This is a genomic window from Alkalibaculum bacchi, from assembly GCF_003317055.1.
Taxonomy (GTDB): Bacteria; Bacillota; Clostridia; order Eubacteriales; family Alkalibacteraceae; genus Alkalibaculum; species Alkalibaculum bacchi.
This window is the reverse complement of record NZ_QNRX01000004.1, coordinates 14519-30011: the sequence shown is the minus strand read 5'-3', so window position 1 is coordinate 30011 and position 15493 is coordinate 14519. Positions and strand designations below refer to the sequence as shown.

Sequence of the window (15493 nt, the reverse complement as noted above, 5' to 3'; positions counted from 1 at the left end):
CATTTCATAAATAAGGTCTATGTTTCATGCTAAGTATCAGGTATAATTAATATTTAAATAAAAGAATCATCTGATTAAGGATGTGTGATCATGCGCATTAATAAATATATAAGTGAATCTGGAAAAACATCTAGACGAGGTGCTGATAAATTAATTGCTGATGGAAAGATTACAATTAATGGTAAACGCGCTACATTGGGTTGCAATGTGGAACCTGGCGATGATGTTCGTATAGGTGGAAATCCAATCCGGCTAGTAAGCAATAAAGTCTATATTGCGTTGAATAAGCCTGTAGGGATTACTAGTACAACAGAAAAGAATGTAAAGGGGAATATCGTTGATTTTGTCAACCATCCTTTAAGAATATTTCATATTGGACGCTTGGATAAAGATTCAGAGGGCTTAATCCTTCTTACCAACGATGGCGATATTGTTAATGAAATTCTGCGTTCTGAATATAGGCACGAAAAGGAATATATTGTTTCAGTAAATAAACCCATTACCACCCAATTTTTAAAGAAGATGTCGGAGGGTGTCAAAATATTAGATACAAAAACCCTTCCTTGTAGAACCTCCCAATTATCTAAGTACGATTTTAACATCATTCTTACACAGGGATTAAATCGTCAAATTCGTCGTATGTGCGCTGAATTAGGATATGAAGTCAAACGACTTCAAAGAATTCGAATTATGAATATTCATTTAGGCGATCTTCCTTCAGGAAAATGGAGAGATTTATCGAAGAAAGAGCAAACTCAATTATTTAAAGAATTAAATTATAGACCAAAAGAATGGTAGAAATCATTCCAATCCTTGGCATTTTAATAGTCTTTCGTTTTATGACCATTTTCTAAATTTTAATATATAATTACAAAAGTCTCACTCTATGCCACCATCGGTGGCTATAGTGCTGATGACTGTCTTTTACTTATGATAAGGTTCATTTCTTATAATGCGAAAAGCTCTGTATATTTGCTCTAATAGCATTACTCTAAAGAGCTGGTGAGGAAAGGTCATTTTAGAAAAAGAGAGCTTTAATTGACTTATTGTCGTTACCTCTTGTGATAAACCTAGAGATCCACCTATGATAAAGCAAAGATGGCTTTGACCATTAATAGCAAATTGCTCTATTTTTTTAGAAAAATCTAGAGAGGTCATTTGTTTCCCTTCAATCTCCATAGTAATTACTGTAGAGGACGCTGGAATTTTTTCGATAATCTTCTTGCCTTCTTTGTCTATGATCCCTTGTTGCTCTGCTGGACTTAAATTCTCAGGAGCCTTTTCATCTGGCACCTCTATTATCTTCAAGGTACAATATCGGCTAAGTCTCTTACTATACTCTTCTATTGCCTGTGTATAAAACTTCTCTTTGATCTTTCCTACTGTAATGATTGTTATGTTCAATGGGTCACCTCTGTCTGCTAAAAGCTATTTTATTAACGGATATCATCAAACGAATAGTTATAGATTGGATGGGAAAACTTTGTGAGTGGAAAGTAGAAAGCGGAAAAAATCAACCTCGCTATTAGGCGAGGTAATGAAATTTTCCAATTGTTTAACAATTGTTCAACAAAGTTCAACCATCGCTCAACTATCGTTATTTGCTAGAAGTTTCGGCACCAGTTCTTCTGCATTCTCATTAATGATCTCTACCCTTACCCCAGCGTTCTTTGCTGCTTCACTTACATAAGTAGCTGTAGAGGTGTAAAAGGACGTTCCTATAACTAGTAGCAAATCAACGTTTGAGACCAAATTTATGGAATCTTGAAGCCTGGGTATACTATCACCATAAAGTACAATGTCTGGTTGTAGTATTACATCTATGCATTTACTGCATTTAATAGACTCTTCTGTTACAGAAAAGGGATACCATTTACTACATTTAGGACAGTACACCTTTCGAAGACTACCGTGTATCTCTATCACTTCCTCTTCTGTACTTCCTGCTTTATGATGAAGACCGTCAATATTCATCGTTACAATAGGAATATGCTTTATAGCCAGTGCAATATGGGCTGGATTTGGGTTAGCGGCTTCTGTTACAGTTCTCATGCCATTGAGTATTTGGTAAAATTCTATTGGATGGCTATTATAATAACTTCTGCTAAGCTTTTCTCTTAAGTCGCCCATCTCTACAAATGTCGGCACTCCACTAGCCTTAGAAACACCCGCTCCAGTCAATGCTGCTATTTTCATCTCTATCACCCCTGTATCATCTACAATTATACCAATATCTTTATTATACCTCTACAATTGCTAAGAACGACCTTTTATTGATAAATTATTTTAATTTGCTGATAATTTGTTCGAGTACATCTACAAGATGATTTAGTTTCCCTTCTACATGCTCAATATCTTCTTCAAATTCTTTTGTATGAACAACCACCCTATTCTCCTTATACTCCCCTGAAGTGAAAAGGATATCTCCGAATTCAGAAAGGGACTTATCCTTTTGATGTTCATAAACTTCAGCCAGATTGAGATTCGAAGTATTATCCGTAAAGATGTGTACATCTCCTTTGCTTCCAATACTGTCTAAATAAATTACTTTTACTTTTTTATTAGATAAGATCTCTCTAAGCATAGTCCTTCCATGGTGAGTTGTAGTTCCTCCATCAAGAAAAGCAAAGGCAATATCCGAATTCTTTCCTACTTTTTTTGCGTACAAAATCATAGATAAAATACTCGATGTATTTCGAATATAATTCTTTCTCATTGGCATGCCATTACGATAATGTTTAATGAGCAAAAAAGCAAAAAATAAGAAAATCAATCCTATTATCCCTTTAAAACTCCATACTCCAGTTTGTATTATTTGAGGGTAGAAAAGGTAATAAAATACTACAATAGCAAGTAGTAGAATGCTTATGGGAAAAATCAGTTTATAAAATGCGCTAAACTTTGACTCTCCACCATTAAATGGCTGGTAGTCTTTATTGCCTAATTCATAAGCAGGCGTATCATAATAAGTAGCAAGTACCACTTTTGCCTTTTGAAAATTACCTGCATAAAGATTATGATATAAAACCTTTTCTCCCAAAAATTCTTGTTTCGATTGGGTAGTCTTTACTTGAAATTTCATCTCCTCGAAATCTTTTTTTAAATGAAGAAGAAATTTAAGTTTTTCTTTAAGATAAAATCTTCTACCTAAGAAAATACTGTAATTTGTAAAAATATCTTTAAATGTCCACATCGCACTTAACACACCCTTTTATTGTTCTAAGTTCTATGTTGTAAGTTCTAAGTAAAACCTAGTAGGTTATAATAGAAATCACTAGGCTAAAATACTTACTTTTACATCAAAACCTTTTTAAAGATAGAATTTTTTTATATAAAATACCACGAGAAAGAACATAAAACATTTCTCGTGGTCATAAGGATTCTATAAAATAGCTATTAAGTAGCTTTCTATAAGATCGTATTTAATTTATTTTACTGCTTCCACAAATTTCCGAGCATCTTCTTCAACCTGTTTAAAGTCTCCAGTCTTTGCTCCTTTCGTTAAGACACTCCCAACACCAACTGCATACGCACCATGATCAAGCCATTCCCTTACATTATCTAAGCTAACTCCGCCGGTAGGCATAAACTCTGCTTGTGGTAAAGGACCTTTAAATGCTTTAATGGCTTTAGGTCCAAAAATATCTCCTGGGAATAATTTAATCACGCTTGCACCTAAACTTAAGCAAGCAACCATATCTTTAACTGTAGTCGCACCTGGAAAAACTGGAATGCAATAGGAATTACAAAGCTTAATGATTTCTTCATCTAAATGTGGGCTTACAACAAATTGTGCTCCTGCTAATATTGCAAGGCGTGCGCTAACAAGATCCATACAAGTTCCAGCACCTATTACGATATCTTCACCTTTAAATTTACTTACTAAACTCTCTATTACTTTAGGTGCATTTGGAACAGTAAATGTCAGCTCAATAAACTTAATGCCGCCTTTATATACTGCTTCAACTGTCTTTATAACTTCTTCCTCATTGCTACCACGAATCACTGCAACAAGTTTTTCTTCTTTTAATTTCACCATCAACTCAGCTTTATTCATTACATTCTCTCCAAGTCCCTAATAATATTTTCTGTAGCCATTAAACTCATCAAATTTGTAGCCTCAAAGGAAGATGCTGCAGTATGAGAACCTACTACTACATTTTCTAAAGATAATAATTTAGAGTTTTGTGGTGGCTCTTCTTCAAAAGCATCAATTCCTGCACCATAGATCTTGTTATCTGCAATTGCTTCATACAGTGCCTCTTCATCAACTATGCCACCTCTAGCTGTATTGATTAAGACCAAATTTGATTTAGCATTACTTAATAAATCTCTATTGATCATGTGATGAGTCTCTTCTGTTAATGGCATGTGTATACTAATAAAATCACATTCTTGCACGATAGTTTCTACATCTACAAATTTAATATTATTTTCTTGAATATATGCTTCATCTTTAAAAATATCATATGCATAGATGTCCATATTAAAACCTTTTGCCCGCTGTACCATACCTCGTCCTATAGCGCCTAAACCAAGAATACCAATCTTCTTCCCAAAAACATCTAAGGCAATTTTTTTACCCCAATCGCCGTTTTTACAGCCATTATGGATCTCTACTACTCTTCTAGCAACAGCCATTAATAAGGCAAAGCTATAATCTGCCACTGCTGAAGAGTTTGCACCTACTGTTCTTGAAACAGCGATTTTTTTAGCTTCTGCTATATTCATATCAATATTATCAATACCGACACCATATTTTGCAATAGCTTTTAAATTAGGCGCACTGTTTATAACCTTTTCCGTAATAGGATCTACTCCAACTATTAGCCCATCTACATCCTTTAGTGCTTCTATAAGTTGTTCTTCATTCATAATGGCATTATAAGGATTAAAAATAGGTTCTATATTATTGCTTTGGAATAGAGCTAAAATTTCTTGGTGATTGTATTTAGCAAAAGATCTTGGGGTGACGAGCACCTTTTTCATTAGTAGTCACCTTCTTCATCATCTGTCTCTGTACTATTTGACATCTGAGAAATAGGCTCTTGTATTCCATCTCTACCACTATTTACAGCGTGCTGAGCTAATTGTTCTAATGACATAGACCCTCTCATAGCGTTTATCTCTAGAAGCATAGATAAGCTCATTCCTGTTACAATTCGAATATGAATGCCAGACTCTTTCAGCTCTTTGTATAAGAACATTGACGCATTATAAGGGGAAGCTCCAAATAAATCTACAAGAATTAATACTCCATCTCCACTATCTAAGGCTTTGATTTTTTCTGAAATTTCATTTTTAAACAGTTCAAAATCTTGTCCTGCTATAAGAGAAACTGTGTCAATACTTTCTGCTGACCCAGCTATTAAATTCAAGCTATCCATCATGCCTGCAGCCATTTCACCATGGCTTATTAATAATAGACCTACCATATTATCACTCTTTCCCTATTAATCAAATAATTTAATAGCTTCTTTTAACGTTACCTTCTTAGAAGATGGAATAGCTTGGAAGTAAATATCTACTCCGTACTTTTCGTTTACTTCTACTAACATATCCAATTCTTCTTTGGTTATTGATACTTCAGGAATGACACTTGTAAGACCTGGCTTTTGAGGAATTCCCCCAAGGTTTAATTGTTTTACAGGTACACCGCCTTTAATAATATCCACCATAGCTTTAACGGTTTTTGTCAACAAAACGACTTTATAATTATCGTATTGTCTATCATTCCAATATCTTACTGCTCCATCTTCTTTTAAGACGCGAACCTTTAAACCAGTCCTTGAGCCAGCACTTAATAAGATGTTTTTCGTAAATTCATCATTTGCAGATGGTGTATCTGCAACAAATATTGCAGTAGCTCCTGCAGATTGAATAATGTTTGTCATTACCTGCCCATGTATTAAACGTGCATCAACACGTGCTAAAGCAACTTCTCCCATAATCTACCTCTCCTCTATTGAATATTTTTTTATAAAATTCCGATTGCAGCTAATACTGCTAAAATAATCGTCAAACCAATTAAAGCATTTGTAACTTTTAAGCCCTTCTTTACAAAGAAGAAATATACACCACCAACTGTTAATAAAGGTAAAATACCAGGCATGACACTATTCAAAATATCTTGAATAACAAAGTCTTTACCTGAAAGATTAAAAGCTAAAGAGGAGCTTACTTTAACGTAATTTGCTGCTAAAATGCCCATCATGAACAAACCTAAAATAGATAGTCCATCGATAATACCTTTCATCTTGCTTCCAACAACTTCAGAAGCTGCTGATCGCCCTAATCTAAAACCAAGTTCCGCAAAATAATATCCAATTGCTAATTGATAGGAAGCAAAGAAGACAAATGGGAATAATGCTCCCATTGCTGAACCAGCTTGTGCCCATGGCAATGCTATTGCAATGAAAATATATTGTACGGTACCTGAATCAATGGAATCCCCAATACCTGCTAAGGCACCCATCAAGCCTGATTTTGTATTGTAGATTAGATCATCATTGATGCTAATTGGATCCCCATTGTACATTTCATTTGCACGTACTTGTTCAAGAGATGCCATAATACCTGTAATTGTTCCACCACCCCATGATAATTGAGTATTAAAGAACAATAGATGTCGCTGATATGCTGCAATTAAATCGTTTTTATCTTTGTATAGCTTTTTTAGTATTGGCATTAATGCCCACATTAATGCAGGTGAAATATATCTATCAAAAGCATGTGGTATTTCATTTGCAAAGTAAAATCTTAACCAAGCCATACCTACATCTTTTTTCGTAACTTCTTCTGGTTTAAGACTTACATCTTTTTGAATTTGATTACTCATATCTTAGTCCTCCCTTTTAATAGTCATCATCGTCATCATCAAGAGCAACTGTTGATCCACCTTGAGCAACTTGAGGAGTTGATGAACCCTCACTCTTAGACAATACATAGATGAACGCAATGATAGCTCCGATGATTGCGTAGGTTACCATTGTAATACCTAAATCCTTAAGTATTACTGCCATGAAATATGCTAATAAGAAAAAGACAATATAACTTTTCTTACCAATAACATATACTGTAACAGCGATACCAATAGCGGCAAGTCCGCCACCTATAACTGTTAGAATGTGGAATAATACGCTACCTGAATTAGATTCTACAATACTTGCAATTACAGGAGCCCCATAATATAGAGCCACAAACATAAATGGTACATAAATGATAAATGATGCTATTATTGGGTATACGATGATAGACATGGTCAACATCCTTTCATTCCCTTCTGCTGCATATTTATCCGTAAATTTTTGCATGATTAAAGTATTGATAAAAAATCTAAATTGATACAAATAAGACCCTAAAAGACCTACTGGAACAGCTACTCCAATAGCTGCTTCTGGCTCTAAATTACTTAACAATGCTACAGGTACTGCAATAGCCGCTGCAATTGCAGGTTCAGATGGCATTTGACCACCTGGAGAAAAAACACCCATATAAATTAATTGAATAGCGGCTGTAATAATCATAGCTTCTGATACTTGTCCAAAGACAATTCCTACAACTAAGCCCGTCATCAATGGTGAAAAACGCATGGTTAATGTTGCGCCACCTAATAAACTACGACTCATAACAAGAGCTATCCATACAGCAATTGCTAATGCTTGAAATACACTTACTTCCATTTTTCATCCTCCTTATTAGCTCTAATTCTTTTTTACTACATGACCACCAAAGCCATTTCGCAGTGATGCTACTACTTTCCCAGTAAAAGTATCCTCTTCTAACGAACGATATCGCATCATTAAGGATGTAGTAATAACTGGAATAGAAACTTGCAAATCTAATGCTTCTTCTACTGTCCACTTACCTTCACCAGAGGAATACATTATCCCTTTTATCTTTTCTAGTTTTGGATCTTCTTTAAAAGCTTCTTCTATTAACTCAATTAACCAAGAACGAATTACAGAGCCATTATTCCAAAGTTTTGCTACTTTTTCGTTGTCGTAATCGTATTGAGAATGCTCTAATAAATCAAATCCTTCACCTATAGCAGCCATCATGCCATACTCAATCCCATTATGGACCATCTTTAAATAATGTCCACTGCCAGGCTTCCCTGTGTACAAATAGCCATTTTCACATGCTATTTTTTTAAAGATCGGTTCGACTACATCAAAAACCTCTTTATCTCCGCCAATCATAAAATTCCCACCATTTAGTGCACCATTTACGCCACCGGATGTACCGCAATCTAGAAATGAAATACCACATTGTGCTAGATCATTATAATTTTCTACTGAATTCTTATAAAAAGAATTCCCACCATCAATGACGATATCCCCCTCTGATAAATGAGTTTTTAATTCCTCAATTACAGAACGAGTTATATCTCCAGCAGGAACCATTAACCATATAACTCGAGGTGTAGGTAGTGAATCAATTAATGCTGATAAAGAACCTGCTTGAATAAATAATTGATTTATTTCGTCTTGATCAATAGCCGCCATATTGTCATAGCCTACGACATAAACTCCATTTCTAGTAAGATTTTTGGTCAAGCTTAATCCCATTTTGCCAAGACCAATCATTCCGATTTTGTCCACTTATACTCCTCCTCTTGTTGACGTTTACATTTTAAAAATTTTTTGCATTTTGTCAATGATATATTGAAAAATATTTTCATTATTTTATTAATATGAATAATGTCTTATCTTAATTTACTTGCTTTATAAAAAATTGTAAGTTAAAATATAATAAAACAAATCATCTTTTTTTGATTTTTCGAAAATTTTTTTCTCTATTAAAACCCTAAAAGGGCGGTGATATTATGTCTTTTCAGAGCATTGTCGGAAAAGATTATACAAGTTTAACAAAGTCTCAAAGAAAAGTCGTCGATTACATTCTTGAAAATATAGAAACTGCTGCTAGGATGACGATCCAAGATATTTCTGAAGCAACAAATGTCTCTATTGCGACGATTTCTCGTCTTACTAAAAAACTAGGCTATGGCTCTTTTCAAGATATGAAACTCAAGATTTATGAAAACACCCAAAATACAACAATAAAGTTTTTTCCATTCATTAACAAGGATGATTCTTATTGTGATATTGCTTCCAATTCTTTTTATATGGGAAAGCTCTCTTTAAAAGAGACACAATTAATGCTGCAAGAAGAAACTCTCGTAAAGGCAATCGAAATTTTAGCTAATGCAAAAACATGCAATATTTTTGCATTAGGTGCATCTCAAGTTGTAGCTCTAGATGCATTTCATCGTTTTATGCGAACTTCTCTTAAATGTAGCTTTCTTCAAGATTTTCATTTTCAATTGATGCATGTCGCTAGTTTGACAAATCAGGACTGTGCTTTAATTATTTCACATACTGGTAGAAATAAAGATTCTCTTGAAATCGCTAAAATAGCCAAAAAAAATGGAGTACCTATTATTTCTATCACAAGTAATATGACGTCTCCATTAACGAAACTAAGCGATATCGTGCTAGTATCTGTTTCTGATGAGACAAACTACCGACCGGAGGCAGTTTCCTCATTAGTTTCACAAATCACACTGGTAGATGCACTTTTTATGATGTACGCCATTAAAATTGACGATAATGAAGAGTACTTTACTAAGATTCGAAACGTAATTAATACAACTCGAATCGATAACTAAACATAATTAGTATTATTCAAAAGCACTTAATTATACAAAAATAGCTTCAAAACACTATAGGTTTTGAAGCTATTTTTGTATATTTATAGTGTGCAATTTTTTTGATCTAAAAATTCACACACTTCTAGCAAGCTGTTAAAAACATAATCTGCTGGAGCAGGTTGATATTCTAAAGTCGATATATCTACTTGAATCTTATAAATTCCATCTTTTTTTGGCAAATCACTAAAGTTATCTTTCACATAAAAAGAGGATATCCCTGCACTGCGAGCTGCATTAATGCCAGCAGGCGAATCTTCTAATACAATTGCTTTATCAGGTTCGATATTAGCCTTTGAACAAGCAGTGAGAAAAATCTCTGGACTTGGCTTTCCGTTTTTCACTTCATCTCCTGCTACAATCACATCAAAATAATGATCCACTTGTTCCATTTTTAAATAGCGCTCAATTTGCTTTCGATTAGAAGAAGAAGCTACTGCAATCCTCGCATTATGCTTCTTTGCCAACTCAAGGATTTCAATTAATCCAGGCTTTTTATGCACTTGCTTGTTTTCCTCTATTAACTGCTCCTTACATTCTAAGATAGCTTTTCGCCATTCTGCTATAGGAGCATCTGGACCATATATTGTAGATAAGGTTTTAATAATATCAGGTCTTGTCTTACCTAATACATGACTAAAAACCGTGCTATTGATTTCAAAGTCATATTCCTTGGCCGTTTTAATATAAGCGCCATATACAAGCCTTTCCGTATCAAACATCAGACCATCCATATCAAAAATAAACAATTCAATTTTTTTCATCTCTCAGCCCTATTTACTAACTACGCTATCTGGAGTTTCCCCTTTGATGATTCGCTCTACATCTGTGACACATTTTTCTCCCATACCTTCTAAACATTCAAAGGTGTAAGCTGATGTATGTGGAGTTACAAGTATTCGAGCATTGCTGTAATAGGGGTGTGTATTAGGAGCTGGCTCTTTAACCATTACATCTGTAGCAACTGCACAAACAATACCTTTATCAATCGCTTCAAGTAAAGCTTCTTCTTCTATCAATGCTCCACGAGCTGTATTTGTAATATAGACCCCCCGTTTCACTTTTGAGAAAGCTTCTTTATCTAATATTTGATAACTTGTATCATTTAATGAGGCATTTAATGAAATCACATCGGCTTGAGTAAGGAGTTCGTCTAATTCAACAATCTCAGCGCCATGTTTTTCAGCCCACTCATTATCTACATTAGGGTCTGTCACTAATAGGCGGGTATTAAAACCATGTTTTAATATTTCAGCCACTCGACTGCCAATATTGCCACAACCAATGACACCTACGGTTTTGCCTGTTAAATTGTGTCCCATAAAAGTTGCACGCTCTGTCCAACGGTTATCTGCAGCTGCTTTTGATGAATCTACCGTTCGACGCAAAATGGACATTAAGTTTGCAATAGCGTTTTCTGCTACGGCATCTCGTTCCACTAATGGTGGTACAATGGTTACTATGGTTTTCTTTTCTTTGGCTGCATCTAAATCAATATTGTTATAACCGATTCCGTGTCTAGAGATTAAGAGCAATTCATCCTTATGTTCAAAAAATTCTTTTGTAAAGAATGGTGTAACACTTGAAATGATAATATTGAACCCTTCTAGTTCCTTAGCTAATGTAACTCCGTCAATATCATTATCAAAGGTAAATCTTTCAACTGGCCCAATAGCCTCTAAACGCTCTATATGTTTTGAAAACCATTTACCAAAACTACTAGAGTTGACGATTGCAATTTTATAATTACTCATTATTAGGGACCCCCTGTACTATATAATTTTTTATTTCACTACTACTTGCATTTACGAATCTTCAATTGTACCTATTTTACTTATCTAACAACTCTTCCTTGCCTTCGTTCCAATGGAAGTGAAACGTTCCTGGTTTGTCTACTCGGTTATAGGTATGAGCGCCAAAAAAATCCCTTTGTCCTTGAATTAAGTTCGCTGGCAAAACCTCCGAGCGGTAAGAATCGTAATAAGTTATTGCGCTAGCAAATGTTGGTACAGGAATTCCTATAGAAATTGCTGTTGAAACCACTTTACGTACGGCTTCATGATTTTCAGATACGATACTTAAGAAATAGTCATCTAACATTAAATTTTGTAAATTCGGATTTTTGCTATAGGCATCTGTAATCTTTTGTAAGAACTTAGCGCGGATAATACAACCTGCTCTAAATATGCTTGCGATCTCACCATAAGGCAATTGCCAATTATATTCTTCACTTGCTGCACTCATTTGGGCAAAGCCTTGAGCATAGCTCATAATTTTGCTAAAGTACAGTGCTTTTCCAAGAGTTTGAATAAATTCATCCTTGCTCTTTTCATCAAAGCTTATTTGGGACTCTACAGATGGAATGATTTTACTTGCCTTTATTCTTTGTTCTTTTTGAGAAGAGATAAAACGAGCAAAAACAGATTCCGTAATCAGCGATAAAGGTTCTCCTAAATCTAAGGCACTTTGTGATGTCCATTTTCCTGTTCCTTTGTTGCCAGCCTTGTCCATAATGACATGGACCATTGGTTTACCTGTATCTGGGTCTTCTGTTTGAAGAATTTGTGCTGAGATTTCCATCAAGAAGCTATCCAATTCCCCCTGATTCCACTTTTCAAATATTTGACCGATTTTCTTAGGAGATAAACCAAGTCCACGATGTAAAATGTCATAAGCTTCAGCAATCAATTGCATATCTCCATACTCAATGCCATTATGAACCATCTTTACAAAATGGCCAGCTCCATCTGGGCCAGTGTAAGTAACACAAGGTTTACCATCTTCTGCTTTCGCAGCGATTTTTTCTAGAATAGGAGCCACTAATTTATAAGCCTCTTTCTGACCACCAGGCATTATAGCAGGTCCTAATAAAGCACCTTCTTCTCCACCAGAAACACCAGTACCAATAAAATTGATTCCCTTTCTTGCTAAATATTCGCTTCTTCGCATAGTATCTTTAAAAAATGTATTTCCACCGTCGATAAGGATATCTCCTTTATCTAAATGTGGCAGTAAATTTTCAATAGTAGAATCTGTACCAGCCCCAGCTTGAACCATTAGTAGAACTTTACGTGGAGATTCTAGACTTCCTACAAATTCTTCAATGCTATAAGTTGCTTTTAACTGCTTACCTGGGTTTTGCGCTATAACTTCAGATGTTTTTGCCTCCGTTCGATTATATAAAGCAACCGTATATCCGCGACTTTCAATATTCAAGGCTATGTTTCGCCCCATAACGGCCATACCTACTACACCTATTTGTTGTTTTGACATAAAATAATCCTCCTCTTTTATGTGAATGTCACTTTAGCTATTCTATCAAAATAAAAAGTCATATAAAAGACTTTAATGAAAATTATTTACATTATTTTTATTATTAACAGTAACTTTTTTTCACTTATCGTTAATAAAGAGATTTCTTAGAAGATAAAATTAGGATGACCATTTATGAACATATTATCATTATTCTTTGCTATTTAAATTTTGAGTAATAGTGGATTAGTGCTCTAACAATAGTGCGCAACTTTTGAATTTTTTTGCAGAAAGCTGAAAACTGCCACTCGCTTTCGCGAGGTAATGAAAATTTTTAGGCGAGATCCTACTTTCACCTACCATAAAGAGAAGAAGTTCAGAAAAGCCATTATCTCGCCTAAAGGCGAGTTTGGTTTTCTTCCGCATTCCGCTTTCCGCTTTCCGCTTTCCGCTAATATGTTTTTCTCGTCCAACCTTCCAACTAAAGAATAATATAGCGCAAAACAACTATTTACTGTATGATAAAAATAACAATACATATACAACAATAGGAGAATCTAATGAAATTATTCTTTGTACTCAACCCTGTAGCAGGAAAAGGAAAATCTATTGAACTTATGTCCATTATAAAAAGGATCTGTGAGAAAGAAAATGTAGAATATATGATAAAACTAACCCCACGTGTAGGGGGCGCTGAAGATACTGCCCGGTGGGGCATTGAAAATAATTATAAAAGAATCATTGCAGTTGGCGGTGATGGGACAGTTAATGAGGTAGTCAATGGAATTGTAGGCTCTAAAACTGTTCTTGGTGTGGTCCCAGCAGGATCTGGAAATGATTTCGTTCGAAGTATAGGCGATCCTAAAGAACCTGAACAGTACATTTTAGATACAATACATGGTAAAGTTAAGACAATTGACCTAGGTATGTGCAATGATCGATACTTTATTAATATGGCCAGTATTGGACTGGATACACAAGTAGCAATTAGAACACAAAAGACGAAAAAGTACTTTTCAGGAAGTCTTGCATATCTTGTCTCTGCACTACTTACCATATTTTCTTATAAAGGTTGGGATTTAAATATTCAAATTGACGACCAAGCTTTCCATGCAAAAACTCTTTTAACTGCTATAGCAAACGGAAAATTTTATGGTGGAGGAGTACTGCCTGCTCCTGATGCCAAATTAGACGATGGATACTTTGACATATGCCATGTTAAACATATGTCTAAAGAAAAGATGTTCCGCGTACTACCTAAGTATATGAAGGGCAAGCACAGAGATATTAAAGAAGTTCAACTTGTAAAAGGAAAAGAAATCCTCATAACTAGTGATAATCCCTTTCCTCTTAATCTGGATGGTGAAGTTTCCATTACAAACAAAGCTCATTTCAAGCTTATAGAGAAGGGTATTGATATTATCGTTCCTTGAAAAGAAAGCGTGTCCCGCACATCAAACGATAGTTAAACAATTGAAAAGTTTCCGCTTTCAGCATTCAACTTTCCGCATATAGGTCTTTTCCCGTCCAACCATTTTTGCTTTCCCCTAAAAAATCAAAAGTCTACAATATAAAGACTTAAAATATAATAAAAGTATACTTTTGTATTACACTTATTTTATTGGCAAAGAAACATAAATGAAGGAGTGATTCTGTGAAACCAGTAAACAAGCATTACGAAAATATGGCAAACACATTAATGCCCCAATTTGAAAAGAGACGATTTCAGTCTTTCTACTGTCCCGATAAGGAATCTGCACTACAAAAGGCCTTAGAACTAGTACCACAAGGCTCTGTAGTATCCCATGGTGGTTCTGAATCTATTATTGAAATTGGCTTATTAGATGCTATAAAAAGTGGTAATTATACTTATGTAAATCGAAAAGACGGCAGCACCCCTGAAGAGCTAAGAGAATCCGCTATGAAATCCATCTTTAGCGATTATTACCTTATGAGCTCTAATGCTGTTACCATTAAAGGGGAGCTCGTCAATATTGATGGGGCAGGCAATCGAGTGGCGGCTCTAGCTTTTGGACCTAAAAATGTAATCGTGATTGTAGGTATGAATAAAATATGTAAAGATATCGACGAAGCAATCTGGAGAGCACAAAATATCGCCTCCCCCAAAAACACCCTAAGACTAAGCAAAGACAGCCCTTGCGCTAAAATAGGAGTATGTGGCAACTGCTTTGGAGATGACAGTATTTGTTCTACTATTACTGTTACGAGAAGAAGTATGGAAGTAGGAAGGGTGAAGATTATTTTGGTTGGAGAGAATTTAGGATACTAGATAAGGTGGTCAGGTAGTCAGGTGATAAGGTGGTCAGCAAAACCCTATAGCCACCTTTGGTGGCAAATGCTTTTAACGACTGTTTAATTATGGTTCCTTTACATAGAACTTCGAACTCAAATGTCAGATATATGTATATATAGTTTTTGATTTGTCATCTTTGGGGAGCTCGGTAGCTTAACAGAGGCAATCCTATAGTCTCTCCCATCACACTGCATGAGCTCTTCTTTCAGCATTCAGCT

17 protein-coding genes are annotated in these 15493 nt (G+C 35.1%); 4 read left to right on the top strand and 13 right to left on the bottom strand.

What is annotated here, in order from left to right; genetic code table 11:
* The first annotated feature begins 90 nt into the window (after positions 1-90).
* Positions 91-798, top strand: coding sequence for a pseudouridine synthase (locus DES36_RS03755; protein ID WP_113919895.1), 708 nt, complete (start codon positions 91-93; stop codon positions 796-798).
* A gap of 126 nt (positions 799-924) precedes the next feature.
* Here DES36_RS03755 and rlmH read toward each other — a convergent pair whose 3' ends face one another.
* From rlmH to gnd, 10 genes are all read right to left on the bottom strand, one after another.
* A complete protein-coding gene (gene rlmH / locus DES36_RS03750) occupies positions 925-1404 on the bottom strand; it encodes a 23S rRNA (pseudouridine(1915)-N(3))-methyltransferase RlmH (RefSeq protein WP_113919894.1) in 480 nt (159 codons plus the stop codon).
* Positions 1405-1587: 183 nt separating this feature from the next.
* Positions 1588-2196: an SIR2 family NAD-dependent protein deacylase gene (locus tag DES36_RS03745; protein ID WP_113919893.1), complete on the bottom strand. Its 609-nt coding sequence runs from the start codon at positions 2194-2196 to the stop codon at positions 1588-1590.
* An 85-nt stretch (positions 2197-2281) separates the two neighbouring features.
* Positions 2282-3193, bottom strand: a complete 912-nt coding sequence (locus tag DES36_RS03740) for a hypothetical protein (protein WP_113919892.1) — start codon at positions 3191-3193, stop codon at positions 2282-2284.
* Positions 3194-3427: 234 nt separating this feature from the next.
* Positions 3428-4057, bottom strand: a complete 630-nt coding sequence (locus tag DES36_RS03735) for a bifunctional 2-keto-4-hydroxyglutarate aldolase/2-keto-3-deoxy-6-phosphogluconate aldolase (RefSeq protein ID WP_113919891.1) — start codon at positions 4055-4057, stop codon at positions 3428-3430.
* Positions 4057-4989, bottom strand: a complete 933-nt coding sequence (locus DES36_RS03730) for a phosphoglycerate dehydrogenase (RefSeq protein ID WP_113919890.1) — start codon at positions 4987-4989, stop codon at positions 4057-4059. Before DES36_RS03730 ends, DES36_RS03735 begins: the two co-directional genes overlap by 1 nt.
* Positions 4989-5435 (bottom strand): PTS sugar transporter subunit IIA, encoded by a 447-nt coding sequence (locus DES36_RS03725; protein WP_113919889.1) that lies wholly within the window; start codon positions 5433-5435, stop codon positions 4989-4991. The genes DES36_RS03730 and DES36_RS03725 overlap by 1 nt, the downstream gene beginning before the upstream one ends.
* Positions 5436-5453: 18 nt before the next feature.
* Complete coding sequence (locus DES36_RS03720) at positions 5454-5948, bottom strand: PTS sugar transporter subunit IIB (protein WP_113919888.1); 495 nt, start codon at positions 5946-5948, stop codon at positions 5454-5456.
* A 29-nt stretch (positions 5949-5977) separates the two neighbouring features.
* Entirely contained in the window at positions 5978-6838 is an 861-nt protein-coding gene (locus DES36_RS03715; protein ID WP_113919887.1) for a PTS system mannose/fructose/sorbose family transporter subunit IID, read from the bottom strand.
* Positions 6839-6854: 16 nt separating this feature from the next.
* Positions 6855-7682: a PTS mannose/fructose/sorbose/N-acetylgalactosamine transporter subunit IIC gene (locus DES36_RS03710; protein WP_113919886.1), complete on the bottom strand. Its 828-nt coding sequence runs from the start codon at positions 7680-7682 to the stop codon at positions 6855-6857.
* A 21-nt stretch (positions 7683-7703) separates the two neighbouring features.
* Complete coding sequence (gene gnd / locus DES36_RS03705) at positions 7704-8588, bottom strand: phosphogluconate dehydrogenase (NAD(+)-dependent, decarboxylating) (RefSeq protein WP_113920051.1); 885 nt, start codon at positions 8586-8588, stop codon at positions 7704-7706.
* A gap of 239 nt (positions 8589-8827) precedes the next feature.
* On the opposite strand from gnd, the gene DES36_RS03700 reads away from it, so the two are divergent.
* Complete coding sequence (locus tag DES36_RS03700; RefSeq protein WP_113919885.1) at positions 8828-9670, top strand: MurR/RpiR family transcriptional regulator; 843 nt, start codon at positions 8828-8830, stop codon at positions 9668-9670.
* Positions 9671-9753: 83 nt separating this feature from the next.
* On the opposite strand, the gene DES36_RS03695 is transcribed toward DES36_RS03700, so the two are convergent.
* The 3 genes from DES36_RS03695 to gndA all read right to left on the bottom strand — a co-directional run bounded on the left by DES36_RS03695 (position 9754) and on the right by gndA (position 12982).
* The gene (locus tag DES36_RS03695; protein WP_113919884.1) at positions 9754-10473 is read right to left on the bottom strand and encodes an HAD family hydrolase; all 720 of its coding nucleotides are present in this window, start codon (positions 10471-10473) and stop codon (positions 9754-9756) included.
* Between the two features lie 9 nt (positions 10474-10482).
* Positions 10483-11463: a D-isomer specific 2-hydroxyacid dehydrogenase family protein gene (locus tag DES36_RS03690; RefSeq protein WP_113919883.1), complete on the bottom strand. Its 981-nt coding sequence runs from the start codon at positions 11461-11463 to the stop codon at positions 10483-10485.
* 76 nt (positions 11464-11539) lie between these two features.
* Positions 11540-12982, bottom strand: a complete 1443-nt coding sequence (gene gndA, locus DES36_RS03685; protein WP_113919882.1) for an NADP-dependent phosphogluconate dehydrogenase — start codon at positions 12980-12982, stop codon at positions 11540-11542.
* A 539-nt stretch (positions 12983-13521) separates the two neighbouring features.
* On the opposite strand from gndA, the gene DES36_RS03675 reads away from it, so the two are divergent.
* Together DES36_RS03675 and DES36_RS03670 are read left to right on the top strand one after the other, a co-directional pair.
* On the top strand, positions 13522-14394 hold the full coding sequence (locus tag DES36_RS03675; RefSeq protein WP_113919880.1) for a diacylglycerol/lipid kinase family protein: 873 nt from the start codon (positions 13522-13524) through the stop codon (positions 14392-14394).
* Positions 14395-14615: 221 nt separating this feature from the next.
* Entirely contained in the window at positions 14616-15251 is a 636-nt protein-coding gene (locus DES36_RS03670; protein ID WP_242981687.1) for a lactate utilization protein, read from the top strand.
* Positions 15252-15493 lie beyond the last annotated feature (242 nt).